At 71.3% G+C, this 25,552-nt stretch carries 19 protein-coding genes; 5 read left to right on the top strand and 14 right to left on the bottom strand.

The window, feature by feature from the left end:
- Window positions 1–37 precede the first annotated feature (37 nt).
- From AB0J93_RS00970 to AB0J93_RS00960, 3 genes are all read right to left on the bottom strand, one after another.
- Window positions 38–376 (bottom strand): metalloregulator ArsR/SmtB family transcription factor, encoded by a 339-nt coding sequence (locus AB0J93_RS00970; protein WP_093401775.1) that lies wholly within the window; start codon window positions 374–376, stop codon window positions 38–40.
- Window positions 377–511: 135 nt separating this feature from the next.
- Window positions 512–1,252, bottom strand: coding sequence for a hypothetical protein (locus AB0J93_RS00965; protein ID WP_363916838.1), 741 nt, complete (start codon window positions 1,250–1,252; stop codon window positions 512–514).
- 139 nt (window positions 1,253–1,391) lie between these two features.
- Window positions 1,392–2,420, bottom strand: coding sequence for a helix-turn-helix domain-containing protein (locus AB0J93_RS00960; protein WP_363916836.1), 1,029 nt, complete (start codon window positions 2,418–2,420; stop codon window positions 1,392–1,394).
- 142 nt (window positions 2,421–2,562) lie between these two features.
- On the opposite strand from AB0J93_RS00960, the gene AB0J93_RS00955 reads away from it, so the two are divergent.
- Window positions 2,563–3,021, top strand: coding sequence for a DUF2690 domain-containing protein (locus AB0J93_RS00955; protein ID WP_363916834.1), 459 nt, complete (start codon window positions 2,563–2,565; stop codon window positions 3,019–3,021).
- Between the two features lie 108 nt (window positions 3,022–3,129).
- Here the strand turns inward: AB0J93_RS00955 and AB0J93_RS00950 are convergent, their stop codons facing one another.
- The 5 genes from AB0J93_RS00950 to AB0J93_RS00930 all read right to left on the bottom strand — a co-directional run bounded on the left by AB0J93_RS00950 (window position 3,130) and on the right by AB0J93_RS00930 (window position 10,966).
- On the bottom strand, window positions 3,130–5,202 hold the full coding sequence (locus AB0J93_RS00950) for a cellulase family glycosylhydrolase (protein WP_363916832.1): 2,073 nt from the start codon (window positions 5,200–5,202) through the stop codon (window positions 3,130–3,132).
- Between the two features lie 49 nt (window positions 5,203–5,251).
- Window positions 5,252–7,690, bottom strand: coding sequence for a glycoside hydrolase family 2 protein (locus tag AB0J93_RS00945; RefSeq protein WP_363917660.1), 2,439 nt, complete (start codon window positions 7,688–7,690; stop codon window positions 5,252–5,254).
- Window positions 7,691–7,743: 53 nt separating this feature from the next.
- The gene (locus tag AB0J93_RS00940; RefSeq protein ID WP_363916830.1) at window positions 7,744–8,655 is read right to left on the bottom strand and encodes a carbohydrate ABC transporter permease; all 912 of its coding nucleotides are present in this window, start codon (window positions 8,653–8,655) and stop codon (window positions 7,744–7,746) included.
- A 76-nt stretch (window positions 8,656–8,731) separates the two neighbouring features.
- On the bottom strand, window positions 8,732–9,724 hold the full coding sequence (locus AB0J93_RS00935) for a sugar ABC transporter permease (RefSeq protein ID WP_363916828.1): 993 nt from the start codon (window positions 9,722–9,724) through the stop codon (window positions 8,732–8,734).
- Window positions 9,725–9,805: 81 nt separating this feature from the next.
- Entirely contained in the window at window positions 9,806–10,966 is a 1,161-nt protein-coding gene (locus AB0J93_RS00930) for an extracellular solute-binding protein (protein ID WP_363916826.1), read from the bottom strand.
- A gap of 502 nt (window positions 10,967–11,468) precedes the next feature.
- On the opposite strand from AB0J93_RS00930, the gene AB0J93_RS00925 reads away from it, so the two are divergent.
- The gene (locus tag AB0J93_RS00925) at window positions 11,469–12,491 is read left to right on the top strand and encodes a LacI family DNA-binding transcriptional regulator (RefSeq protein WP_363916824.1); all 1,023 of its coding nucleotides are present in this window, start codon (window positions 11,469–11,471) and stop codon (window positions 12,489–12,491) included.
- Window positions 12,492–12,510: 19 nt separating this feature from the next.
- Here AB0J93_RS00925 and AB0J93_RS00920 read toward each other — a convergent pair whose 3' ends face one another.
- The gene (locus tag AB0J93_RS00920; RefSeq protein WP_363916822.1) at window positions 12,511–14,778 is read right to left on the bottom strand and encodes a GGDEF domain-containing phosphodiesterase; all 2,268 of its coding nucleotides are present in this window, start codon (window positions 14,776–14,778) and stop codon (window positions 12,511–12,513) included.
- A gap of 231 nt (window positions 14,779–15,009) precedes the next feature.
- On the opposite strand from AB0J93_RS00920, the gene AB0J93_RS00915 reads away from it, so the two are divergent.
- The gene (locus AB0J93_RS00915) at window positions 15,010–15,387 is read left to right on the top strand and encodes a PH domain-containing protein (protein WP_363916820.1); all 378 of its coding nucleotides are present in this window, start codon (window positions 15,010–15,012) and stop codon (window positions 15,385–15,387) included.
- Here the strand turns inward: AB0J93_RS00915 and AB0J93_RS00910 are convergent.
- On the bottom strand, window positions 15,381–16,307 hold the full coding sequence (locus AB0J93_RS00910) for a 2-hydroxyacid dehydrogenase (RefSeq protein ID WP_363916818.1): 927 nt from the start codon (window positions 16,305–16,307) through the stop codon (window positions 15,381–15,383). The genes AB0J93_RS00915 and AB0J93_RS00910 overlap by 7 nt on opposite strands.
- A 38-nt stretch (window positions 16,308–16,345) precedes the next feature.
- Here AB0J93_RS00910 and AB0J93_RS00905 point away from each other — a divergent pair, with 38 nt between their 5' ends.
- Entirely contained in the window at window positions 16,346–17,569 is a 1,224-nt protein-coding gene (locus tag AB0J93_RS00905) for a PQQ-dependent sugar dehydrogenase (protein ID WP_363916816.1), read from the top strand.
- Between the two features lie 66 nt (window positions 17,570–17,635).
- Window positions 17,636–19,249 carry a metallophosphoesterase gene (locus AB0J93_RS00900; protein WP_363916814.1) on the top strand — a complete coding sequence of 538 codons (1,614 nt, stop codon included), beginning with the start codon at window positions 17,636–17,638 and terminating at the stop codon, window positions 19,247–19,249.
- Between the two features lie 213 nt (window positions 19,250–19,462).
- Here the strand turns inward: AB0J93_RS00900 and AB0J93_RS00895 are convergent, their stop codons facing one another.
- The 4 genes from AB0J93_RS00895 to gatC form a co-directional block, all read right to left on the bottom strand.
- A complete protein-coding gene (locus AB0J93_RS00895; protein ID WP_363917658.1) occupies window positions 19,463–21,820 on the bottom strand; it encodes a pyruvate dehydrogenase in 2,358 nt (785 codons plus the stop codon).
- A gap of 139 nt (window positions 21,821–21,959) precedes the next feature.
- Window positions 21,960–23,459 (bottom strand): Asp-tRNA(Asn)/Glu-tRNA(Gln) amidotransferase subunit GatB, encoded by a 1,500-nt coding sequence (gatB, locus tag AB0J93_RS00890; protein ID WP_363916812.1) that lies wholly within the window; start codon window positions 23,457–23,459, stop codon window positions 21,960–21,962.
- A 13-nt stretch (window positions 23,460–23,472) separates the two neighbouring features.
- A complete protein-coding gene (gatA, locus tag AB0J93_RS00885) occupies window positions 23,473–24,948 on the bottom strand; it encodes an Asp-tRNA(Asn)/Glu-tRNA(Gln) amidotransferase subunit GatA (protein ID WP_363916810.1) in 1,476 nt (491 codons plus the stop codon).
- Window positions 24,945–25,250: an Asp-tRNA(Asn)/Glu-tRNA(Gln) amidotransferase subunit GatC gene (gene gatC / locus AB0J93_RS00880; protein WP_088995614.1), complete on the bottom strand. Its 306-nt coding sequence runs from the start codon at window positions 25,248–25,250 to the stop codon at window positions 24,945–24,947. Before gatC ends, gatA begins: the two co-directional genes overlap by 4 nt.
- Between the last annotated feature and the right edge of the window lie 302 nt (window positions 25,251–25,552).

The raw sequence follows: 25,552 nt of genomic DNA, 5'->3' as shown, positions 1-25,552 counted from the left end.
GGTCCGGCCGGGCGGGCCGGACCGGTGTCGGTGGCCGTCACCGGTCCGGTCCGCCGGCGCGCAACTCGTCGAGCAGCCCGTCCCGGTCGGTGAGCACCGCGCCGAGGATCCGCCGCCCGGCGGCCAGCAGGTCGGCCACGTCGGGCGTGCTCAGCGCGTACATCACCAGGGGGCCGTCCCGGTGCGACGTGACCATGCCGGCCCGGCGCAGCACGGCTAGCTGCTGGGAGAGGTTCGACGCCTCGACGTCGATGGCGGCCAGCAGGTCGCGCACCGGCCTGGGGCCGTCCTGGAGCAGTTCCAGGACCCGGATCCGGACCGGGTGCCCGAGGGTGCGGAACAGCTCCGCCTTCGCCTGGTACAGCGGCACCGACACGCCACGCTCCTCCCTCCGGGTGCCGCCACCCCGACAGCACCTTGACGACTTTAGCACTTGCGAAATTCTTCAACTCGACAGGTCGGGGAGCACCCGGTGCGGCGAACCCCGGTCGGAGCCGCCGCACCTCACTGCCTACTCAAGGTCGCCGGTCGGCTCCTGCGCCGGCCCCCGCCAGGCAGACACCGTGACAGCCGAGAGCCACATTGCCAGAAATCCACCGAGGGCCAGCAGAACGAGAACCACCACCACCGCCCACATCCCGACGGCGTCGTCAAGGAAGTCAGGTCCCTCCGCCCGATCGGTGAAGAGCCTCGTGACCAGCACGAACAACCACGAGAGCAGATAGGCGATCGTCACGACCAGGGCGATCAGAGCGACGACCGCCCCCGTGACGATCGGCAGCGCGGCCGGCGGGACGGCCAGCCAGGAGAGATGACGGTCCTGCCGGGCGACGGCCAGCACGTAGGCGGCCACCAGCAGAAGAACACAGGTCATCGTGTACGAGCCGGTGAAGCGGTCCCATCGCAGGGGGTCGGCCGTGTCGGCTGCACCCACGGCCGCCGAGACGGCACACACGAACGCGAAGGTGGCGAACACCCATACTGCCTGAAGGGCCAGACCGACCAGGGTCGTCACGAAGGCCGCCACGATCCGGTGTCGAGGGTGCCGGCTCAGGTGTTGGAGGCTGATCCGGACCGCGGCCCGGATCGTCTCGCCCGCCTGCCGGGCACCGCGGTAGATGTCGAGCCCGAATCTCAGCCAGAGCCCGACGAGAATCAACAGACCGACGAACCAGGCGATCACACTGCCGGGGCCGAAGACGGCGTCAACCACCGCTTGGAGCAGGTCCGACGGGGCCGGCGGCTCGGCCACGGCAAGCTCCGGGACGTCTGTCGGAGCTTTGGTCGACGCATCCGCCAGGGCCATGGCCGCTGCTCCTCTCGTGTTCGTCAAGGACGTCGGCCTGTTCGCCGCGACCTCGGTGAGAGCCGCGGTGAGCCGGGCGAGCGGTTCAGGGGATCGGTCTCACCTGGGTGGCGCCTCGCCAGCAGCCGGTGCGCGCCGGGGGCGAGGCCCAGCCCTGGCCGGAAAGCTGCACCTGGGCCCAGACACAGGTCCGTGTGCTGGTCAGCAGGTTGCCGAAGGTGGAGATGCCGGCGTAATCCATCGCGAAGTCGGCCTGCCGGCCGGCATCGTCACCGTCGAACACGGTGAGCTGGATCCGGGCGGGCCGAGGCACCTCCACCGCCGCCGGCACCGGCACGAATCGCGGCCAACTCGCACCGCAGGACGGCGCGTAGCGCAGCTCCACCGTGCCGATCACCCCTTCGTCGAGCAGGACGGCGGCGCTGTCCAGCGTGGTCACCTCGGCATCGGCGGCGCACCCGGCGTCCTTCGGGTCGGCACCGTCGCGGACGCCCACCGTCACGGTCGTCGGCTCCGCCGCAGGTGAGGTGGTGCTGCCCGCCTCCGGCTCGCCGAACCCTCCGGCGAGCCAGGGCACCGCGACGAGGCCGGTCAGCACCAGCGCCCCGGCGAGAACCGCCCGGGCGGTGCGCCCGACCGGTCGGGACGAAGCGGTGGCACCTGCCGGGGTGGGCGGACCAAGCGATTCCTGACCGTCCTGCGCCGACGCGGCGGGCGGCGCGGCGACCGGACCCGCAGCCACAGGCGTTGCCGCGCCGGAACCCGCAGCGGCCGGCGGCACGGTGGCAGGTCGTGTCTCGCTTCCGCCGTCGTGGTCGCCGGTCGGGTCGACGTGCCCCTGCTTGGCCGTGACGTGCCCGGCGACGACGCGCCACCGCTCGGTCCACTCCGCCTCGTCGCCGCCGAGCGCCCGTACGTACGCCAGCGTCGTGTCCAACGTCGGCAGCCTCCGGCCACCGGCCGCCTCGGACAGCGAACTCGCGGACCGGTGGGCCCGCCGGGCGAGGGCCTGATAGGTCGGGCGGCCCGCCTTGTCCCGCAGGGTCCTCAGGTCGGCGGCGAACGCCTGAAGCGGGTCGGCGGTGGGGTCCAGGGGGCGTTCCGCCCGGGCCATGGGCCGCTCCTCGAATTGATTGACCACAACCGGGATTCATTGTCCGACGCGACACAGCGTAGAGATCAGTGTCGACGGACGGTAGAGATGAGGAGCCGATTCCCCGGGGCCGACACAGCCCCATCAGAGGTCAGGAGAGACAATGATCCGGAACGCCCGGCGGTTGGCCGCCGCTGCCGCAGGCGCCCTCATCACGGCCAGCCTCCTGGTCGCGACGCCCGCCAGTGCCGCCACCTGTAGCGGCCACGGCTGCGACGGCACCGATCCGATCGACACCGGGTGCTCCGCCAACGCCCGCAACGCCACGACCTACCCGAAGTACATCATGCAGGGCTCGACCACCCTCGCCGTCGTGGAGCTGCGCTGGAGCGAGACCTGCCAGACCAACTGGGGTCGGATCTCCAACCGGGTCAGCCCGCACAACACCGTCCAGGTCCGGGTGTACCGGTCGAACCCGCACGGCAACACCAGTTGGTACGGCGGTACGGGCACCCAGTACTACGGCGACCAGCTCTACGGCCAGAACATGACGGTCTGCGCGGTCGGCAAGGTGACCACCGCCTCCGGCACGACGTACACAAGCGACCCGCTCTGCGCCTGACACCTGCCGCCGCCGGCCCTGCGGTGCGAGCAGGACCGGCAGGTAGGGGCTACCGGGCCGGCGCGTCGTGGGACCACGCGCCGGCCCGGCACCGCTCCCCGACGCGGCCTACTCAGCGCGCAGGTGGTCCAGGTCGTGGACTCCTGGGCTGACCCAGATCAGGATGCCGCGGACGTCGGCGAGGGCCGAGGCGTCGCAGGACATCTGGGTCAGCAGATCGATCTCCACGGTGGTGGTGGTGCCCTCGCCCACCCAGCCGAACGCCGACTGGCACCAGGCCCAACCTTCGCCGGTCTGCACCGCGATCGAGGTGGAGGTGCCCGCCGAGGCCGAGGTACGCAGGTCGTAGCGGAGCACGCCCTTGGTCGACAGGTCCACCGGCTCGGGCAGGGTCACCCCGAACCAGCCGCCGCCGGTCGCACTGACCCGCAGGCCGTACGCGCCAGCCGTGGCGAAGGCATCGGACTGTGCCAGGGTGCCGGCGTCGGGCTGCCAGTCGCCGGGCGCCCAGCCCTCCAGGCCGCTCTCCCAGGAGGCCAGCACGATCGGGTCACCGGGTGCCGGCTTGACGGTGACGGTCAACTCGGCCAGGTTGGACCGCCGACCGGCGGTGTCCTGGACCGCGTACGAGGCGACGGCGCGGCCCTGGAACCCGTCCGTCGGGGTGAACTCGACAGACCCGTCGACGCCCAGCGCGAACGCGCCACCGGAGACGGACACCGTGCGCTGCTGTCCGCGTACGCCCGGATCGAGATCGACTGTGGACGGCCGGATCGCTGCCGCGTACGCGATGTCGTTGCTTGTCGGGTTGAGGGTGACGGGTGTGCCGGCCTCGGTGACAGCGGTGTCGTGGTCGGCGACCGGCGGGCGCGGGCGGAAGCCGCGCCTGATCGTCTCGCCCGCGTTGCTCAGCGTGGTGCAGACCGGGCTCGGGCAGTAGACGGTGTAGCCGTCGTAGTCCGGGTAGAGCGTGCCGTCGTCCTGGATGCCGGAGAGGATCCAGTGCATCAGGCCGGTGCCGCCGGTGCGGATGAACGTGTCGGTCCAGCGCTTGTAGACCGGGTTGCGGGTGGCCTTGTCGTGCCAGCCGAACTCGCCGAGCACCGCCGGCTTGCCGATCCGCTTCGCCTCCCGGTTGTGCCGCTCGATCCAGCGCACACTCCAGTCGGCATCGGTGCCCCAGTGGTCCGGGTACAGGTGGTAGCCGAGCACGTCGACGGCGGGCAGCCGGCTCAGCGCGACCGAGTCGACGCCCTCACCGCAGTTGACAGTCCAGTGCCCGGCGTCCGGACCGTCACAGAAGAAGCCCTCGTCGCCGACGCCGATTAGGTGCCGACGGTCGACCGACTTGATGTGTCGGCTCATCTCGTCGGCCCAGGTGGTGATGGTGGCGGTAGAGCACTGCGGCGACGCCGGGTAGACCCCGGAGCCCTTGCAGCGTGGCTCGTTCGCCAGCTCCCAGGCCAGGATTGTCGGATCGTCCTTGTACGCCACCCCGGTCAGCGGGTTGACCCGGTTGAGCAGGTGTGACACCCAGTCGCGGTACCAGCCACGGATCACCGGGTCGGTGTAGAAGTCGTCGTGATGCTCCGCGCCGCGCCAGCGCACGTACTGGTCGATGCCGCCGAAGTCACGCCAGTTGTTCGTCAGCGGGATGACCACGCGGATGCCGGCCTGGCGGGCCGCGTAGAGCACGTAGTCGAGGCGCTGGAGGCCACCGGGGCCGTCGTTGAACGCGGGCTTCTCGCCGTCCCAGTACTGGAACCACACGCCGTCGGCGGGGCCGTGCACCGAGTCGGAGCCGCCCGGGGTGCCGATGTCGAGGAAACCCCAGTGCCGCAGCACGGTGAACCCGGCGGCCTTCGCGTCGGCGAACACGTCGTCGACCATCGTCCGGGACTTGTACATCAGGTAGTAGTTGTTCGTCCCGGCGAACCGGAACGGCCTGCCGTCGACGAACAGCCGGTCGCCCTTGCGGACCACGAACCCCTGGTGCCGGCCGCCGGCAACCTCGGCGCCCGCCGGCATCGCGGCACCCGCCGGCAGCGCCGGGGGTGCGGCATTCGCCGGGGGTGCGGCATCGGCCGGTGCCCGCGGGGCCGCGGCCACCGCCGGCCCGGCGTTCGCCGTGGCCAGCAGGCCAGCCACGGCCAGCAGTACGCCGGCCAGTCTCTTCCTCATCGGCTTCCCCTTCGGTTGGTGGTGGTGTCCGTCAGGAAGGGGCCTTCCGCTACCGGAGGCGTGCGAAGGGGGCCCTTCCTGGCAGGTCGTTGACGCAGCGCAGCACCGGGCGGGTGGTGAGGGCGGTGGGGTCGAGAGGTGCCGCCGACCGCACGGTGAACGTCGCCGACTCACCCGGGAGCAGGGTCACCAGCGCCGGGTCGACCTCGGCGGACGGGTCGAGGCGGTCCGGGAACAGGGTCACGTCGCGCAGGATCGTGCGGGCGGTGACGCGTACCTGCTGGCCGTCGTCGGTCGGCTGCACCGTCGCGTCGAAGGCCGCCGCCGACCATCGGACGTCGCGGTCCTCGGCGAAGAACCACCACGCCCGGTCGGCCGGGTCGCCGGTGTCGGCGACCAGCAGTTCGTCCCGGGCGTCGTCGGGCCGGGTCAGCTCCGCCGCCAGTGTCAGGGTCACCGTGTCGTACGCGGGCACCGCCAGCTCCAGGGTGGACTTCGCCTTCGGTTCCCCGGCCAGGGTGAGCCGGGTGACCGTGATCGACGCCTGCCACGGCAGCCCGCCGTCGTTCACCGCGACCAGAGCCAGTCCACCGTCGCGCGGCTGTACGGTGAGCAGCCGGTCGGCGTAGGCGCGGCGTAGCGCGTACCAGAGTGGTTTGCGGCGGCCGTCGCCGTCGATGGCGGCCCACGAGGTGACCGGCCAGCAGTCGTTGAGCTGCCAGACGATGGTGCCCATGCACCGGCCCCGGTGGGAGCGGAAGTGTTCCACCCCGAGGGCGATGGCCCGGGCCTGGTTGAGCTGGGTCAGCCAGTGCCAGTCGTCGAAGTCGCGCGGCTCGGGCAGGTGCGCGTCCAGCCCTCGGCGCAGCTTCCGGTCACCGTCGGCCGCCTTCTGGTGGTGTGCCACGCCGGGCGAATCGTGGGCGAGAGGTTCGTCGGAGAGGGCCCGGCGCAGCGTCGCGTACGCGGGTGGTCCCTGGTAGCCGAACTCGGCGACGAACCGGGGCAGGTACTCCCGGTACTTGACGTAGTCGTCGGTGTTCCACACGTCCCAGATGTGCGTGGTGCCGTACGCCGGGTCGTTGGGGTGGATCTCCTCGCTGCCTGACCAGGGGCTGCCCGGCCAGTACGGGCGGGTCGGGTCCAGCTCGGCGACGATGCGGGGCAGCAGGTCCAGGTAGTAGCCACGCCCCCAACTGCGCCCGGCCAGCGGTTCCTGCCAGTCCCAGTCGTGCCAACCCCAGATGTTCTCGTTGTTGCCGGTCCACAGCACCAGCGAGGGGTGCGATGCGAGGCGGGTCACCTGTTCGGTGGCCTCGGCGGCCACCTCGGTGGCGAACGGCTCCTCCTCCGGGTACGCGGCGCAGGCGAAGAGGAAGTCCTGCTGGACCAGCAGTCCACGTTCGTCGGCCAGGTCGTAGAAGTCCGCCGACTCGTACCGGCCGCCGCCCCAGACCCGCAGCAGGTTGACGTTGGCCGCCTCGGCCTGGTCGAAGCGGTGGGCCAGGCGCTGGCGGGTGACCCGGTTGGGGAAGACGTCGTCGGGGATCCAGTTGACGCCCCGGACGAAGATCGGCACCTCGTTGACGTACAGCGTGAACGGGGCACCGTGCTCGTCGGGAGTGGTGTCCAGGCGTACCGACCGGAAGCCGATCCGGCGGCGCCATTCGTCGAGCGGGCCGCCGTCGGAATCGTGCAGGGTGACCGTCAGCTCGTGGCGGTGGGCCGCCCCGTAGCCCCGGGGCCACCAGAGTTCCGGGCGGTGGACCGTGAGAGCCAGCACCGCGGAGCGTTGCCCCGCCGGGACTGTCACCTCGGCCCGCTGACCCGCCACCTGCGCCCGCACGGTGAGCGGCCGGTCGACGGCCCGTTCCACCTCGACGTGCACCTCCACCCGGCCGGTTTCACCGTCGACTGTGACAAGTGGGCGTACCGCCGCCAGGCGGGCGACCGACCAGCCATGCAGGGCGATCTCCTGCCAGATGCCAGCGGTGACCAGTGTCGGTCCCCAGTCCCAGCCGAAGTTGCAGGCCATCTTGCGGATGAACTGGAACGGCTCCGGGTACGCGTTGGGTCGGTCGCCGAGCCGGTCACGCTGGGTCTCGGCGTACCGGTAGGCGGAGTCGAAGCGTACGACCAGGTGGTTGTCCTCGGCGCGGAGCAGCGACCCGATGTCGAAGCGGTGACCTCGGTGCATGTTCTCGGTACGGCCGACCTCGACGTCGTTGAGCGTGATCGTGGCGACCGTGTCCAGGCCGGCGCAGACCAGGTCGAGGCGGCCGTGCACGCCGACCGGCCGGTCGAAGGTGGTCTCGTACGCCCAGTCGGTGCGGCCGATCCAGGCCAGCGCGGTTTCGTTGTCGTCGAGGTACGGGTCGGGGATCAGCCCGGCGTCCAGCAGGTCGGTGTGCACACAGCCCGGCAGGGTGGCCGGCACCGTCGCCCCGTCGACCTCGGGTGGCACCTGCTGGCCGGGCACCGCCCGCATGGTCCACCCGTCGTGCAGTGCCAGCCGGATCGGACCGGTCCCCCGCGCGTCGCTCAAGATTTCACCGCGCCTTCCATGATTCCCCGGACGATCTGCCGACCGCCGATGACGAGCATGATCAACAATGGGACGGTGGCCACGAACGCACCGGCCAGCACCCGTCGGTAGATGACGTAGTTGCCGCTGGCCAGGTCGGAGATGGCCACCATCGAGGTGGGATAGTCGGTGCCGTTGAGGGTGATCAGGGGCCACTGGAAGTCGTTCCAGGTGGCCACGAAGGTGAGCAGGCCGAGCACCGCCAGCGCCGGCCGCACCGCCGGCAACACGATGTTCCAGTAGACCCGCATGGTGGTGGCGCCGTCCACCCGGGCCGACTCGACCAACTCGTCCGGCACCGTGTTGACGATGAACTGCCGCATGTAGAACACCCCGAAGGCGGTGACCAGACCGGGCACGATCACCGCCAGCAGGGTGCCGTTCCAGCCCAGCTTGCCCATCACGATGTAGAGCGCGACCACGCCGAGCTGGTTCGGCACGGTCAGGGTGAGGATCACGAACAGCATCAGCGGCTTGCTGCCCCGGAACCGCAGCTTGGCGAAGGCGAAGCCGGCCAACGAGCAGAAGAACAGCACCGACGCGGTGACCACGGTCGAGACGATCACGCTGTTCACCAGCGAGGCGGCGAAGTACACATCCTGGAGAGAGAAGACCTCGTCCAGGTTGACCAGGAACTGGTCCCCCGGGATCACCACCGGCGGCAGTTGGGAGGTCGCCTCGTCGGTGCTGGTGGAGATGACGAACATCCAGTACAGCGGGAACGCCGCGAACAGTGTGCTCAGGGCCAGAAGCAGATAGGTCCAGAAGCCGGCCGGAGTGTCCTGCGGAGCCCGGCCCAGCAGCACGGCCCGCCGGCGTCCGCCGCGCGGTGCCGGCGTCGCCTGCCGGGGTCGCTCCAGAAGGCTCATCGCGCCACCTCGCTTCGCTCGGCGCCGCGATGAGGCACCGTCGCGCTGAGCCGATCGATTCGCTCGCTGCGCTCGCTCATTTGCGTCCCCCCGAGATGCGGTTGGTCAACAGCGTGTTCAGGGCCGCGACCACGAGGATGATCAGGAACAGTGCCCAGGACATCGCGGCGGCGTAGCCGAGGTTGAGGTCCTTCCAGCCGACCTTGTAGATCAGCTGCGCGACGGTCTGCCACTCGCCGCCGGCGCCGCCGGTGGCGGCCTGCGCGTTGAGGTCGAACAGCATCGGTTCGGTGAACAGTTGCAGCCCGCCGATTGTGGACAGCACCACGGTGAAGATGACCACCGGCCGGATCATCGGCACGGTGATCCGCCAGAGCTGACGCCACGGGCCGGCACCGTCGAGCGCCGACGCCTCGTACACGTCGCGCGGGATGGACTGCATCGCCGCCAGGTAGAGCAGCGCGTTGTAGCCGATCCACTTCCAGTTGACCATCGTGGCGATGGCGATCCAGGAGTGCAGTTTGTCGGCCCGCCAGTCGATCGGGTTCTCGGTGCCGATGCCGATCAGGCCCAGTGCCCAGTTCGCCATGCCGAGGTCACGGGCGAAGAAGACGTTGAAGACAAGCGTGGAGGCGGTGATCGGGGTGATGTAGGGCAGCAGCGCGCCGACCCGCCACCAGGTCTGGGCTCGTAGCCGGCGGTTGAGCAGCGACGCGATGATCAGCGCGAGCAGCAGTTGCGGGACGGTGGAGAGCAGGAAGATGCCGAAGGTGTTGTAGAGGGCGTTGCCGAAGTCGCCGTCGGTGAACAGTCGGCTGAAGTTCTCGACGCCGGCCCAGCCGGTCAGCTCCGGGTCGTCCAGACGCCAGTGGCGCAGCGCCACCACGCCGTTGAAGATCATCGGGAAGAGCCCGAAGACGAGGAAGAGCAGGAAGAACGGCGCGATCATCAGGTACGGCACGTACCGCATGTCGAAGCGGTGCAGCCGGTCACGCCAGGTCATCGACCGGCCGGGAATGGGTCGCGGGCGCCGGGTGGCCGGTTCGGGGGCCGCGCGCGTGGTGGGCATGGGCACTCCAGGGGCGACGGGGAATTCGGACCGGAACCGAGATGGCGCGGGCGACCACGCGCCCGCACCACCTCGATGGCGTTACCTGCTGGCCTTCTCGGCTTCCTTGATCGCCTCGGCCCAGGCGGCGTCCGACGTGAGCGTGCCGTTCTGCACCCGGTTGATGACGTTCTCCACGGCGACCCGGGTAGGGCCGTTCTTCTTGCCCAGGTACTGCGGCGTCAGGCCCTCCGCCATCCTGGGGAAGATCTGGCCGACCGGCGCGGAGTTGAAGAACTCGTTCTTGAAGTCGGCGATCGCGGGGTCGGCGTAGAGCGCCGGCTGCGACGGCAGGTTGCCGACCGTCTTGAAGACCTCGATCTGCTGCTCCGGCTGGATCAACCACTCCACGAACTTGTACGCCTCGTCGACGTTCCTGCCCTGTTTGGGGATGGTCAGGAAGGAACCACCCCAGTTGCCGCCACCGCCGGGCACCGCGGCGATGTCCCACTTGCCCTTGGTGCCGGGGGCGGTGTTCTGGATGTGCCCGAGCATCCAGGCCGGGCAGGCCAGTACGGCGAAGGAGCCGCTGGTGAAGCCCTTGTCCCAGTCGGCCTGGAAGCTGGTGAGGTTTGCTGACAGACCGGCGTCGGCGGCCCGGACCGCGTAGTCGAAGGCGACCTTGGGGCCGCCCTCCATCCGCAGTTGCTCGTTCTCGTCGTAGAAGCCGACCTGCTGCTGTCCGAGGATCGGGTTGAACAGGTTGGTCGCGTTGTCGAGGAACTTCTTCTTGGTCTTGGCGGTGTACTGCTGGCCGACCTCCAGGAACCTGTCCCAGGTGGGCCAGAGGGCGGAGACCTGGTCCCGCTCGGTGGGCAGGCCAGCGGCCTCGAACAGATCGGTGCGGTAGCACATGGCCAGACCACCGACGTCGGTGCCGAGACCGATCTGGGTGGCACCGTCGGCCGACAGGGACTGCTTCCACTTCCACGGCAGGTAGTTGGTCTCGTACTTGCCGGCACCGGAGTCGAGCAGGTTTACGAACTTGTCGGCCTGGCTGCGGAACTGGACCATGAAGCCTTCGTCGATGGCCGCGATGTCGGGCGCGCCCGAGCCGGCGATCAGCTTCTTCTGCAGGTCCTCGTGCTGGGCGTTGTACTCGCCCGAGTTGAGGGCGATCTTGACGTTCTGGTTCTCCGCCTCGTACTTCGCCTTCAGGTCCGTGAGCCCGAAGTCGCCCCAGAAATTGATCGTCAGCGTCACCGCGCCACCGCTGTCGCCGCCGCCCTGGGTGCTGCGCCCGCTGCACGCGACGACCAGAGAGCCAACCGTCAGACCTACGGCTGCGACCCGCAGCCACCGAGGCGTAGACCGTCTCATGACCCATCCTCCGAGACCATTGGAAACGCTCCAGAGATCGAGGAACGTTGACTGAACCGGATAAGTGAGGCCACCGTACGGGGGTGGTCTCAGCGTGTCAACGACGGGTTAACACCGCGCCCGATCCGTAACCTCGCGCCCGCTCGGATGCGTGAAATCGCCTGACATTAAGCAGTTCTGCGCACCGGTACGGGAGAGTCCGACCGCGACGAGGCACGGTAGCGGCAAGCCGATCCAGTAGACTGAACCGCACAAGTTCGGGTGCCGGTCGGCGGCGAGCCGCCCCGTACCGCCGCCACAGGCAGGCGGACGGGTAGCGTGTCCCACGCCGCCCGCGCCATCGACGCGGCCGGCAGGACGAGCTGGTTCAGGAGGACGTACGCCGGTGAAGCGCCCCACGATCGCGGACGTCGCCCGGCGGGCGGGAGTCTCCAAGGGCGCGGTCTCGTACGCGCTGAACGGCCAGCCGGGCGTCTCCGAGGCGACCCGGCAGCGCATTCTCGCCATCGCCGCCGAGATCGGGTTCAGCCCGAGCAGCGCCGCCCGGGCCCTGTCCGGCGCGACCGCCCGCGCCATCGGCCTGATCCTCGCCCGACCGGCCCGCACCCTCGGCATCGAGCCCTTCTTCATGGAGCTGATCAGCGGCGTCGAGGCGGAATTGTCCGCCCGGTCGTACGCGCTGACCCTCCAGGTGGTCGCCGACCAGAGCGCCGAGATCGCGGTCTACCGGCGCTGGTGGGGCGAGCGGCGGGTCGACGGCGTGCTGGTCTGCGACCTGCGGACCGACGACGGGCGGGTGCCGGTGCTTGAGGAACTGGGCCTGCCGGCCGTGGTGATCGGCGGTCCCGCCGGCACCGGCGGGTTGCCAAGTGTCTGGTCGAACGACGCGGCGGCGTTGGTGGAGACGGTGGAGTACCTCTACGCCCTGGGTCACCGGCGGATCGCCCGGGTCGGCGGCCTGCCCGAGCTACAGCACACCGCGATCCGCACCCAGGCGTTCGCCGAGGTGTGCGGGCGTCTCGGCCTCGCCGACGCGGTCACCGCCTCCTCCGACTACACCGGCGAGGAGGGCGCGCGGGCCACCCGGCGGCTGCTCAGCTCCCGGGTCCGCCCGACCGCGGTGATCTACGACAACGACGTGATGGCGATCGCCGGGCTGTCGGTCGCCCAGGAGATGGGGCTCGCGGTTCCCGCCGACCTGTCCATCGTGGCCTGGGACGACTCCCCGCTGTGCCGGCTGGTGCATCCGCCGCTCACCGCGCTGGGTCGGGACATCCCGGCGTACGGGGCGCACGCGGCGCGCCAGTTGCTACAGCTGATCGAGGGAGCCCCGACGGTCGGGCTGGAGGACGAGGCCCCGCACCTGACCCCACGCGGCAGCACCGGCCCTGCCCCCGCCAGCAGGTGAAACGGTTAAGCCGCACCGGTCAGCGCGACGTCGAGGGAAACTCCTCGAAGTACGCCTCGACCCGCTCGGCGGTCGCCGGCCGGGCCAGCTCGAAGCCCTGGCCGTACCGGCAGCCGGCCCGATGCGCCCCCTCGACCTGGTGAGCCGATTCCAGCTCCTCGGCCACCACCTCAAGGCCCAACCGCTCGGCCACGGTGACCACCACGTCCAACAGAGGCCGGTGCGGGTCACCGCCTGCCGTGGCCACCTCTGGCCCGACCTTGAGCAGGTCGATCGGTAGCCGCCGGAGCTGAGCGAGAGAGGCGTGCTCGGCCCGGAAATCGTCCAACGCGGTGCGGATGCCCATCGAGCGGAGGCCGGCCAGCCGGGCCACCACCGTCGGCAACTCGGCGGCCACCTTCGGCTCGGCGACCTCGATCACCAACTGGTCGGGCCCCACCCCGTACGCCTCCAGCACCGCTGCCGTCCGGGGCACGAAGTCCGGTGAGATGAGTTCCCGGGTGGTCACGTTGACCGCCATCCACAGCCGTCGGCCACCCACGGTCCAGTCGGCCAACTGTCGACAGGCCCGGTCCAGCACCCAGACGCCCAGCTCGCCCATGATGTCGAGATCCTCGGCCACCGGGAGCAACTCCGCCGGGAACACGGTGCCCAGTACCGGGTTGCGCCACCGCAGCAGCGCCTCCGTACCGACCGGAGCCCGATCGGCCAGGCCGAGCACCGGCTGGTAGACCAGGTCCAACTCGCCCCGGGCAACCGCGCCGGGCAGCTCCCGCTCCAGGTCCAGCCGGCGGACCAGTTGCTCCTCCAGGTAGGCGTCGTACCACTCGACCCGCTCCCGGCCGAGCTGGGCCGCGCGCCGACGGGCCAGGTCCGCCTGGCGGAGCAGATCCTCCGGCCGGCTCCGGCCCAGCTCGGCCAGCCCGACGCTGGGGCGCGACCGCAACACCGCCCCGGAAACCTCGTAGGGCCGGCTCAGCGCGGTGAGCAGCCGGGTACCCAGTGCGTACGCCAGCACCGGACCGGACCCGCTTACCACCGCGAGTCCGCTACCGGCCAGATCGAACACCTCGTCCTCGTCGGCCGCCACGGCTCGGGCCCGACGGACGGCCTCGGCAGCCACGTCGTCGCGCACCAGCCGGCCGGGCAACTCGGTGAGGTGCAGGTCGACCACGAGCAGAGCGCCGCAGACCGGTTCGGGGCGGGCCGCCAGCGCCCGTAGCAGGGCGACGCGACCGGCCGGGCCACCCGGCCCAGCGGGTGTCGGTGCCGTCGAGGGTGCCGGGGCGATGGCCGCCGACTCTTCCGTCGACGTCGGGGCGGCGACACCGAACAGCTCGCGCGCCACCAGCGGCGGAACCACGGCGAGCGCGAGCAGCACCGCCGTACGGTCGGGTAGGAGGCCGGCCTGCAACTGGTGGACGACGGCGAGCACCACGACGACCGGTGGGAGCACCGCCCGTGGCCAGACCAGGGCGGTCCGCCGGGCGGGCGCGGCCTGCGCAACCTGTCGGACCCCGGCGGCGACCAGCAGCACGCCGACCACCATCGGCGGCACGGCCAACAGCGCCGCACGCCCGGCGGCGGGACCGGCCGGCAGCGCGGCCAGCAGCACCAGGGCGAGCAGAGTCAACCCGGCGCCGCCACGGCAGCGGGCGGCGCCGCCGTCACGGTCGGCCCCGGTCAGCACGGCCAACGCGTCGACGGCCAGCAGCCCCAGGGCCACCGCGACCGCCAGCCGCACCGGCGCCGGCACACCGGCGTACGGCAGCAGCAGCCAGGCGGCGAGCACCAGGCAGACACCGGGCACGGCGTGGTCGAGTAGGCGACGCAGCCGGCCGCGGACCGACGGACGGGACCGATGCAGGCTGAACAGCCCACCGCCGAGCAGTGCGGTGGTGCCGGCGAGCCCGGCCGTGGCGGCCGCCGGGCGGTATCCGGCGGAGGCCAGCGGTAGCACCGCCGCGGTCAGGCCGGCGGTCACCACCGCGGCGTGCAGCAGGGCGGCCGCCCGACGCGGACGCGCCGCCCGACGGCGGGCCAGCCGTCCGGCAGCTGGGCCGCCGGCCAACGCTTCGGGGGCAAGGGTAAGCCGGGACAGCCGTACCCCGGCCAGTGTGGACGCGGCCGCACCGGCGAGCGCCACCACGGCGAGGGCGGGCACCGGACCGGCGGCACCGAGGGCGATCAGCACGGCGGCGACCGCGAGCACGCAGATCTCCGGCAGGAGCGGACGGTGTGCGCCGGCCCGCAGCGGGGCGGCACGGAACACAGACGTGACGGGCACGACGGTCGCCTTCGTGAGGGGGCACGGGGGCGGTACGCGGACGACGGACATGGTCCACCGCCCACCATCGATGAACGAGTCGCTCGGCGGGAAGTGACGGCCAATCGACAGTGAGTCATCTCACGGCAACTGAGTGTCGAGACGTACGACCCACGCTCCAACCCGGCGGTCGTGCCGCTCGCGACCTCGACCCACCGCCGGCCGTCTCCGCCCGGGTGGGATCATCTGGTCATGCCTCGCACCGACACCGCACGATTCCGGCACAACCAGGCCATCCTGGTCGGGGCGATCGTCGCCACCATCGGCGCCCTGCCACTGGCCAGCTCCCGCACCTATCTGCTGCCGGTGCTGCTGGTGCCGCTGGCGGTGGCCGTCTGGGCCTGGCGGGCCGGCACCGACGCCGACGTGCGTGGGTTACGGGTACGGGCGCTCGCCGGAGAGCGCCGGATCCCCTGGGACCAGGTGGTCGAGTTGGCGGCCGACCCGCGCGGGCGGGCGGTGGCCCAACTCGACGACGGCCGGTGGTTCGTGCTCCCGGCCGTGCGTGGTGAGGACCTGCCGAGGCTGGTGGCAGCGGCCGGACGCGACCTCACCGGATCGGATCAGTAGCCGTCCACCACCACGTTGCGCGGCGGCTCACCGGCCACGAACCGTCGGATCTGCTGACCGACCAGGCGGTACGCCCTCGGCAGCAGACCCCGCACCGAGCCGGCCACATGCGGAGTGATCAGCACGTTCGGCATCTCCCAGAGCGGATGGTCGGCGGGCAGCGGCTCGGGATCGGTCACGTCCAGCGCGGCCGAGATCCGTCCGGTGGCCAGCTCGGCCACCAGGGCGTCGGTCCGGGCCACCGGGCCCCGGGCGGCGTTCACCAGCAGGGCACCGTCCCGCATCGCGGCGAGGAACGTCTCGTCGACCAGCCCCCGGGTCTGCTCGGTCAGCGGCACCAGCAGCACCACGACGTCCGCCTGCGGCAGTAGTCGCGGCAGCTCGTCGACCCCGTGCACCCCCTGCTCGGGCCGGGCGGTCCGGGCCACCATCACGAACTCCACCTCGAACGGCGTCAGTCGCTCCCGTAGCGCGGTACCGATCGACCCCGCACCGACGATCAGCACCCGTTTGCCGGTCAGCTCGTCGGTGGGGGCCACCTCGTCGTACGCCCACCGTCGCCGGGCCTGTGCCCGGGCCATCGCCGGGAATGCACGCAACTGGGACAGGATCGCGGCGACCACCCATTCGGCGGTGGACGGGTCGTGCACCCCACGGGCGTCGCAGAGCGTGACACCGGCCGGTACCCGCCCCACCCAGGCGTCCGCGCCGGCCGAGAGCAACTGCACCACCGCCAGGTCGGGCAGCTCGTGCAGGAGGGCCACGGCTTCCTCGCCGGCCAGGAAGGGCGGTACCCAGAACCGGACGCCGGCCATCGGCGAGGGCAGCTTCGCCGGATCCTCCATCGTCTCGACGGTGACCTCCGGCGGCAGCTCGCCGAGCAGGGCGTGGCCGGCCTGGTGCGGGATCCATACCTTCACCCGGCCGACGATAGGCGTCGGCGCGGCCCGACCAGCCAATGGGGGCGGCACCGGCTCGCCTTCCACGGGCCCGGCCCCGGCGGGCTACTCTGGGGCGGGTGAGCGCTCCCCCGTACCTCCGCGCCCGTCAGGTCCGTGCCGCCCTCGTGGCGTCCTGCGCGACGCTGCTGCTCGTTGCCAGTGGTTGCAGCCTCGGGGATCCGGAACCCGACCCGGCCGGCGAGCCACCGAACCTGCCCAGCCCGACGGTCACCGCGGGCAACGGCGACCAGGAGGTTGTCGCCACCGTGCTCGCCCAGGGGCTGCGGGTGCCGTGGGGGATCGCCTTCCTGCCCGACGGCGGCGCCCTGGTCACCGAGCGCGACAGTGGCCGCATCGTCCAGGTCGGGCCGGAGTCGACCGCCGACGGTTTGAAGATCACCGAGGTGCAGACCATCGACGATGTGGTCGCCTCGGGTGAGGGTGGCCTGCTGGGCATCGCGGTCTCGCCGGAGTTCGCCCAGGACCGGACGGTCTTCGTCTACTACACCGCCGAACGGGACAACCGCGTGGCCCGGCTGCGACTCGGTGAGAAGCCGACCCCGATCCTCACCGGCATCCCCAAGGCGGGCATCCACAACGGCGGCGGCCTGGCGTTCGGTCCCGACGGGCAGCTCTACGCCAGCACCGGCGACGCCGGGGACACCGATCAGTCGCAGGACGTCGAGCAGCTCGGCGGCAAGATCCTGCGGATCACGCCGGACGGGAAGCCGGCCCCCGGCAATCCCTTCCCGGACTCCCCGGTCTGGTCCCTGGGCCACCGCAACGTGCAGGGCATCGCCTGGTCCGGCGACCGGATGTACGCCGTCGAGTTCGGCCAGAACACCTGGGACGAGATCAACCAGATCACCAAGGGCAAGAACTACGGTTGGCCCGAGGTCGAGGGACGCGGCGACGACGAGCGGTACGTCGACCCGATCGTGCAGTGGTCGACCGACGAGGCGTCCTGCTCCGGCCTGGCCGCGGTGGAACGGATGCTCGCCACCGCGTGCCTGCGCGGTCAACGGCTCTGGCTGGTCGAGCTGACCGAGACCGGCACGGTCCTCGGCCAGCCGCAGGCCCTGCTTACCGAGCGGTATGGTCGACTGCGCGGGATCGCCGCCGCGCCGGACGGTTCGCTCTGGGTCGGCACCTCCAACCACGACGGGCGGGGCCGGCCGGCGCCCGAGGACGACCGGCTGCTGCGCCTCGTCTTCGCCGGTGGCGGTGCCGGGCGCAGCTGAGTCGGTCGCCCGACTCGACATTCCAGGTTTGCCAAGATCCTTCGGCGGGCAGGTCAGAATCTCAGCATGGACGGTCAGCAGAACGACGAGCCGCGCCGCGATCGGGACGGGGACACGACCCCTGGTCGGCCGCGCCGTTTTCCACCGATGCCGCGCTTCGCCGCACCGCGGCGTGACGGCGGGTGGCAGCGGGGTCTGCGCCGCCTCGCCGTCGCCGTGGCCGTCCTGGCCGTGACGTTGGTCGGTGTGCTCGCCGGTGTCGTGGCGGGCGGGAACGTGGGCACCGACATCGGGCCGTTCCACGCTCGGCTCTCCGTCTCGCCCGCGACCACCGGCGGTACCACCGTCGACATCCCACCGCTGGGCTCGCTGCTGCTGAACAGTCACGGCGGGCCGACCCACCTGACCGTGGAGTTGGGCGCGCTGGACCAGAGCCGGGTCGAGGCGCTGATCGACGATCCGGCGAGCCTCAACCGGGCCACCCAGTCGGCGGTCGACGAGGTCCGGGAGGGGGTGATGCGGCTCGGGCTGCGCACGGTCGGTTCCTCCGTACTGGCCACGCTGGTGCTGGCGCTGCTGGTGTTCCGGAACACCCGCCGGGCAGCCTGGGCCGGTGGGCTGGCGCTGCTGATCACGGCCGGCAGTCTGGGCACCGCCGCGGCGACCATCCGGCCCCAGTCGATCGAGGAGCCCCGGTACGAGGGCCTGCTGGTCAACGCCCCGGCGATCGTCGGCGACGTACGCAAGATCGCCGACGACTACACCCGGTACGCCGAGCAGCTCCAGCGGCTCATCGGCAACGTTACCCAGCTGTACACGACGGTGTCGGCGCTGCCGGTGTACGAGCCGGAGCCGGGCACCACCCGGGTGCTGCACATCTCCGACCTGCACCTCAATCCGAGTGCCTGGCAGATCATCCGGACCGTGACCGAGCAGTTCGGCATCGACGTGGTGATCGACACCGGCGACATCACCGACTGGGGCAGCGAGCCGGAGGCGTCGTACGTCGGCTCGATCAGCCTGCTCGAGAAGCCGTACGTGTACATCCGGGGCAACCACGACTCGGGCCGTACGGCGGCGGCGGTGGCCCGCCAACCCAACGCGGTCGTACTGGACAACACCACGACCACCGTCGCCGGGCTGACCATCGCCGGAATCGGTGATCCCCGCTTCACCCCGGACAAGAGCACCTCGCCGGCCAGCGGTGGGCTGAGCCAACCCACCGCCGACGAATTGATCACGACGGGCGAGAAGCTCGCCGCCACGATCCGCAGCTCTCCCCGCCCGGTCGACATCGCGCTGGTGCACGACCCGGCCGCCGCCGGCCCACTCTCCGGCACCTGCCCGCTGGTGCTCGCCGGGCACACCCACGACCGGCAGATCAACACGCTGCCGGAGGTGCCCGGCCAGCAGCCCACCACGCTGATGGTGCAGGGCTCCACCGGCGGTGCCGGGCTGCGCGGGCTGGAGCAGGAGGAGCCGACGCCGCTGGCGATGACGGTGCTCTACTTCGACCAGGAGAAGCGACTCCAGGCGTACGACGACATCACCGTGGGCGGGACCGGCCAGGCCCAGGTCAACCTCGAACGCACCGTCATCGCCCCACCCCCCACCACCCCCCTGGGCGCCACCCCCACCCCCACCCCCACCATCTCCCCAACCCCCACCCCCACCCGCTGACCCCACGCCCGCCCCCAGCCCCGCCCAGCCCCCCAGCCCCCCTCAGCGCCCCAGCGCCTCAGCGCCTCAGCGCCTCAGCCGGCGATCATGGAGTAGTTGCCCGGGAGAGCGCTTACCGAGGACAACAACTTCATGATCGACCGGGAGGGCCCGGGGGGGGAAAGGGGGTGGGTCAGCGATCGACCGGGAGGGCCCCGGGGGGAAGGGGGTGGGTCAGCGGAGGGAGAGGGCGGCGAGGGCGGCGTTGACGATGCTGCCGGGGAGCAGGTCGTGGAGGTCGTAGAGGTCGTGGACGCTGCCGGACTGGCCGAACTCGTCGACGCCGAGCGGGACCGCCGGCGCGGCCACGGCCGAGCCGAGCCAGGCCATGGCGTGCGAGGCGGCGTCGTGCACGGTCACCACCGGCACCCGGTCGGCGAAGGCGGACCGCAGCGCGCCCGGCACGCTCGGCACGGTCGCCGTGCGTACGCCCTGACGCAGGGTGCGCTGCCAGGCCCGGTAGAGGCGGTCCAGGCTGGTCACATCCACGACGTGGGCGGCGACACCCTCGTCGGCCAGTTCCGCCGCCGCGGCCAGCACCTCGGGCAGTACCGCCCCGGAGGCGGCAAGTTGCACCGTCGGCGCGTCGGCCAGGTGCGGGTACGCCTGGTGGGCGTCGACCAGCCGGTACGCACCGGCGAGCACCTGGCGGCGCAGCACCGCGTCACCGAGCCGGGCCCGGGCCGCCTCGAACGGCGCCTGGTCGACCGGTCGGGTGCTGAGCCGGAAGTAGTACGCCCCGTCCTCGGCCGGCACCGCCGTCGTCGTCGGCCGAACCGCCCCGGCCATGTGCCCGAAGGCGTCGCAGAGCAGCCAGTCGAGGCTGGCCGCGTACGCGGGCTCGACGAAGGTCACCCCGGGCAGTTCCAGCCCCACGCTCGCGGTGATTGTCGACTGGTGGGCGCCACCCTCCGGCGCGAGGGTGACACCGGACGGGGTACCCGCGACGACGAAGCGGGAACCGGAGTAGGTGCCGTACAGGAACGCATCGAGCCCGCGCAGCACGAACGGGTCGTAGACGGTGCCGACCGGCAGCAGCGGCTGCCCGGACAGGTCCCACGCCAGGCCGAGCTGGCCGAGCAGCAGGAACAGGTTCATCTCGGAGATGCCCAGCTCGATGTGCTGGCCCTCGGGGCTCTCCGTCCAGCGCAGCATCCGGTCCTCCGACCAGGAACGCTGGGCGGTCGGTGCGAACACACCGGTCTTGTTGATGAACCCGGCCAGGTTGGTGGAGGTGGCCACGTCCGGCGCGGTGGTGACGAGATACCGCCCCACCTGCGGATCACGGGCCAGGTCGACAAGCACCCGACCGAAGACCTCCTGAGTGGAGATCGGCTTGTTGGCGCGTACGTTCGTGGCCTGGGGCACGGTGACCCCCAGCGCACGCTCGCGGGGCGCACGGGACAGCGCCTCGCGGCGCTGCCCGGCCCGGATCCCGGCCGGCGACGCCGGATCGAGCCGGTCCCACTCGGTGTCGCGGGTCAACCCCTGCGCGGTGCGCAGCGCGTCGACCTGCTCGGTGGTCAACAGGGCGGAGTGGTTGCGCGGGTTACCGGCGATCGGCAACCCCCAACCCTTGACGGTGTACGCGAACACCACGCTCGGGCGGTCGGTCACCGCGTCACACTGGGCGTACGCGTCCAGCAGCGCCGCCAGGTCGTGCCCGCCCAGGTCGGTGACGAGCGGACCGAGGTCGTCGTCGGAGACGTCGGCGATCAACGCCGCGATGCCCTCGGGAGCACCGTCCAGGAACTGCTTGCGCAGCGCCGGCCCGGTCAGCCCGAACAGCGACTGGTACTGCTCGTTCGGCATCGCGTCGATCCAGTCGCGCAACGCCGCCCCGCCCGGCCGGTCGTACGCCTCGGCGAGCCGGCGGCCGTACTTCACCTCGACGACGTGCCAGCCGGCGGCCTCGAACTGGCCGCGCCACTGGTCGATCCGTACCCCGGGAACGACCCGGTCGAGCGACTGCCGGTTGAAGTCGACCACCCACATCACGTTGCCGAGCCCGGTGGTGGCCGGGTCGGCGACGGCCTCCCAGATGTTGCCCTCGTCCAGTTCCGCGTCACCGATCAGGGCGACGAAGCGGGAGTGCGGCCGCGCACCGAAGTGGGCGTCGACGTAGCGACGGGTCACCGCGGCGAACAGCGGCGCGGCGGCGCCGAGCCCCACCGAGCCGGTGGAGAAGTCCACCTGGTCCGGGTCCTTGGTCCGCGACGGGTACGACTGGAGGCCGCCCCGTGCCCGCAGCCGGGGCAGGTACGACCGGTCCAGGTTGCCGAGCAGGTACTGGATGGCGTGGAAGACCGGGGAGGCGTGCGGCTTGACGGCGACCCGGTCCTCGGCGCCCAGGTGGGCGAACCACAGTGCGGTCATCGCGGTGACAAGCGAGGCGCTGGACGCCTGATGCCCACCGACCTTCACCCCGTCCCCAGCACCCCGGTCATGATTGGCCGCGTCCACGATCCGCGTCGCGAGCCACAACACCCGCCGCTGAATCTCGTCAAGAACATCAAGATCGTGCCGGTCCACGCGCTGGAACTCCATTCGGACATCCCCATTGATGCCCATTGAGGTGATGCTGGTTGATCATGAGGTTGGCGGCAGTTTGAAGATCGACAATTGCCGCTAACCTCATGATCAACTCGGGTTGGTGGGAGGGGGTTGGGGGTCAGCCTTGAGCGCCGAGGCGGGCGAGGATGAGGGTGCGGACGGTTTGGGCGTCGGCTTGGCCACGGGTGGTCTTCATGACCGCGCCGACGAGGGCGCCGGCGGCGGCGACCTTGCCGCTGCGGACCTTGTCGGCGATGGCTGGGTTGGCGGCGATCGCCTCGTCGACAGCGGCGGTCAGCGCGCCGGTGTCGGAGACGACCTCCAGCTTGCGGTTGGTCATGATCTCGGTCGGCGAACCCTCACCGGCGACCACGCCCTCCAGCACGGTGCGGGCCAACTTGTCGTTGAGCTTTCCGGCGTCGACCAAGCCCTGAAGCTCGGCGACCTGGGCCGGGGTGGCCCCGATGTCGGCCAGCTCCACGCCCGTCTCGTTGGCCCGCCGGGACAGCTCACCCAGCCACCACTTGCGGGCCGCGGCCGGTGTCGCACCGGCCGCCACGGTGGCCTCGATCAGCTCGACCGCACCGGCGTTGAGCACCGACTGCATGTCGAGGTCGGAGAGGCCCCACGCCTGCTGGAGCCGACGGCGGTGCAGCCGGGGCAGCTCCGGCAGGGCCGCCTTCAGCTCCGCCACCCAGGCCGGATCCGGGGCCAGGGGCACCAGGTCCGGCTCCGGGAAGTACCGGTAGTCGGTGGCGGTCTCCTTGGACCGTCCCGGAGTGGTGTCCCCGGTGTCCTCGTGGAAGTGCCGGGTCTCCTGGGTGATCCGGCCACCCGCGCCGAGGACGGCGGCCTGACGCAGCATCTCCGAGCGGACCGCCCGCTCGACCGACCGCAGCGAGTTGACGTTCTTGGTCTCGGTACGGGTGCCCCACTCCTGCCCCGGCAGGTTCAGTGAGGTGTTCACGTCACACCGCAGCGAACCCTCCTCCATGCGTACGTCGGAGACGCCCAGGCTGCGGATCACGTCCCGCAGCTCGGTGACGTAAGCGCGGGCCACCTCGGGCGCCAACGCGCCGGTACCCGGGATCGGCTTGGTGACGATCTCCACAAGCGGAATGCCGGCCCGGTTGTAGTCGACAAGCGACTCGGTCGCGCCGTGGATACGACCGGTGGCGCCGCCGACGTGCAGCGTCTTGCCGGTGTCCTCCTCCAGGTGCACCCGCTCGATGCCGATCCGCACCGTCTCGCCGTTGACCTCGACGTCCAGGTAACCGTCGACGCAGAGCGGCTCGTCGTACTGGCTGATCTGGAAGTTCTTCGGCATGTCCGGGTAGAAGTAGTTCTTCCGGGCGAACCGGCACCACGTCGCGATGGAGCAGTTCAGCGCCAAGCCGATCTGAATGGTCGCCTCGATCGCCGCCTTGTTCGCCACCGGCAGCGAGCCGGGCAGCCCCAGGCAGACCGGGCAGACCCGGGTGTTCGGCTCACCACCGAAGTCGGTCGGGCAACCGCAGAACATCTTGGTGTTCGTGCCCAGCTCGACGTGGGTCTCCAGGCCGATCACCGGCTCGTAGCGCGCGACGACCTCGTCGTACGCGGGCAGTGTCGTGGTCATCTGTGCTCCTGCCTCACAGTGCCGGTGGGGTGAACGTGCCGACGGCGCTCTCCAACGCGGCGGCGACCCGGTACATCCGGTCGTCGGCAAGCGTCGGGGCCATCACCTGAAGTCCGACCGGCAGCCCGTCGGAGAGCCCGCACGGCACCGAGATGCCGGGCCCGCCGTAGAGGTTGCTCGGAATGGTGAACAGGTCGGCCAGGTACATCTGGTACGGGTCGGAGGTGCGCGCGCCGAGCGGGAAGGCGACGAACGGGGTGGTCGGCGAGATCAGCGCGTCGACCCGCTCGAACGCCGCGGTGAAGTCGCGGGTGATAAGCGTCCGCACCTTCTGCGCCTGCCCGTAGTAGGCGTCGTAGTAGCCCGAGGAGAGCGCGTACGTGCCGAGCATGATGCGCCGCTTGACCTCGGGACCGAAGCCGGCCTCCCGGGTCAGCGACATGACCTCCTCCAGCGAGTGGTTGCCGTCGTCGCCGGTCCGCAACCCGAACCGGACACCGTCGAAGCGGGCCAGGTTCGAGGAGCACTCGCTGGGCGCGATCAGGTAGTACGCCGGCAGCGCGTACCGGAAGTGCGGGCAGGAGATCTCGACGATCTCCGCGCCGAGCTTGCTAAGCGTGTTGACGGCCTCGTTGAAGGCGGCCGTCACGCCCGGCTCCGCGCCCTCGCCGCCGAACTCGGTGACGATGCCCAGCCGCACCCCGCTCAGGTCGCCGGTCGCGCCGAGCTTCGCCGCGGCCACCACGTCCGGCACCGGTGCCGGGATGGAGGTGGAGTCACGCGGGTCGTGCCCGCCGATCGCCGCGTGCAGCAACGCCGCGTCGAGCACGGTACGGGCGCACGGGCCGGGAGTGTCCAGCGAGGAGGAGAAGGCCACCAGCCCGTACCGGGAGGTACCGCCGTAGGTCGGCTTCGCGCCGACGGTGCCGGTGACCGCGCCGGGCTGGCGGATCGAGCCGCCGGTGTCCGAACCGATCGCCAGCGGAGCCTCGTACGCGGCGAGCGCCGCCGCGCTCCCCCCGCCGGAACCACCCGGAATGCGGTCGGTGTCCCACGGGTTGCGGCTCGGCCCGTACGCCGAGTATTCCGTGGAGGAACCCATGGCGAACTCGTCCATGTTGGTCTTGCCGAGCATCACCGTGCCGGCGGCGCGCAGCCGCTCCACGATCGTCGAGTCGTACGGCGGACGCCAGCCCTCAAGGATCTTCGAGCCGACGGTGGTCGGCACACCCTTCGTGGTGAGGACGTCCTTGACCGCGACCGGCACACCGGCCAGCGGCCCCAGTTCCGCACCGGCCGCCCGGCGGGCGTCGATGTCGCGGGCGGCGGCCAGCGCGCCCTCGGTGTCGACGTGCAGGAAGGCGTTGACCCGGCCGTCGACGGCGGCGATCCGGTCCAGGTGGGCCTGGGTGACCTCGACGGCGGAAGCCGCGCCGGTGGCGACGAGCCCCGCGATCTGCGTCGCGGTCATTGCGGTGACGTCGGTCATGAGGCCACATCCTCGTCCAGGATCCGCGGTACGCGGAACCGCTGCTCCTCCGCGTCGGGGGCACCCGACAACGCTTCCTCGGGTGTCAGGCACGGCGTCACGACGTCCTCGCGGAGCACGTTCGTCAGCGGCACCGAGTGGGAGGTCGGCGGGATGTCCGCGGCGGCGACCTCGCCCACCTGCGCGACCGCTTGGAGGATCACGTCGAGCTGACCGGCGAAGGTGTCCAACTCCTCCTCCGTCACGGCGAGCCGCGACAGTCGCGCCAGGTGCGCGACCTCCTCGCGGGAGATGGCGGCCATCGGTGCCCCCTTCGTGGCTGTGCTGCGTCTGCCTGACCTGCGCCCACCGCTGCCGGGTACGCGACGCGCGGTGACCGCAGCGAGTCTATTGTTTCCCGCCCGGCCGGCCGTTGCCGCCTCCCCGGGCACCCGACCCGGCTGGTCCCGGCCCGACCGGCGTCGTGGCCCGGCCCCTATCGACGTGGCTGGTCCCGGCCTCGCCGACGCCCGTGATCCCCTCCGCACCGACCTGGCTGGTCCCGGCCTCGCCGACGCCCATGATCCCCTCCGCACCGACCTGGCTGGTCCCGGGCCGGACCGAC

Origin of the sequence: Micromonospora sp. NPDC049374 (assembly GCF_040677165.1) — a bacterium.
In the GTDB taxonomy this organism is placed as follows: domain Bacteria; phylum Actinomycetota; class Actinomycetes; order Mycobacteriales; family Micromonosporaceae; genus Micromonospora.
Note: the sequence above shows the minus strand (reverse complement) of the source record. Positions and strands in the feature narration are given on the sequence as shown.

Excerpts from the sequence above, each read along its gene's own strand:
- AB0J93_RS00900 (WP_363916814.1), top strand. The coding sequence starts at position 17,636 with ATGGACGGTCAGCAGAACGACGAGCCGCGCCGCGATCGGGACGGGGAC.
- gatC (WP_088995614.1), bottom strand. The coding sequence starts at position 25,250 with ATGGCCGCCATCTCCCGCGAGGAGGTCGCGCACCTGGCGCGACTGTCG.
- AB0J93_RS00915 (WP_363916820.1), top strand. The coding sequence starts at position 15,010 with ATGCCTCGCACCGACACCGCACGATTCCGGCACAACCAGGCCATCCTG.
- AB0J93_RS00945 (WP_363917660.1), bottom strand. The coding sequence starts at position 7,690 with ATGCGGGCGGTGCCCGGCCAGCAGGTGCCACCCGAGGTCGACGGGGCG.
- gatB (WP_363916812.1), bottom strand. The coding sequence starts at position 23,459 with ATGACCACGACACTGCCCGCGTACGACGAGGTCGTCGCGCGCTACGAG.
- AB0J93_RS00940 (WP_363916830.1), bottom strand. The coding sequence starts at position 8,655 with ATGAGCCTTCTGGAGCGACCCCGGCAGGCGACGCCGGCACCGCGCGGC.
- AB0J93_RS00960 (WP_363916836.1), bottom strand. The coding sequence starts at position 2,420 with ATGGCCCGGGCGGAACGCCCCCTGGACCCCACCGCCGACCCGCTTCAG.
- AB0J93_RS00905 (WP_363916816.1), top strand. The coding sequence starts at position 16,346 with ATGGGGGCGGCACCGGCTCGCCTTCCACGGGCCCGGCCCCGGCGGGCT.
- AB0J93_RS00935 (WP_363916828.1), bottom strand. The coding sequence starts at position 9,724 with ATGCCCACCACGCGCGCGGCCCCCGAACCGGCCACCCGGCGCCCGCGA.
- gatA (WP_363916810.1), bottom strand. The coding sequence starts at position 24,948 with ATGACCGACGTCACCGCAATGACCGCGACGCAGATCGCGGGGCTCGTC.
- AB0J93_RS00955 (WP_363916834.1), top strand. The coding sequence starts at position 2,563 with ATGATCCGGAACGCCCGGCGGTTGGCCGCCGCTGCCGCAGGCGCCCTC.
- AB0J93_RS00950 (WP_363916832.1), bottom strand. The coding sequence starts at position 5,202 with ATGAGGAAGAGACTGGCCGGCGTACTGCTGGCCGTGGCTGGCCTGCTG.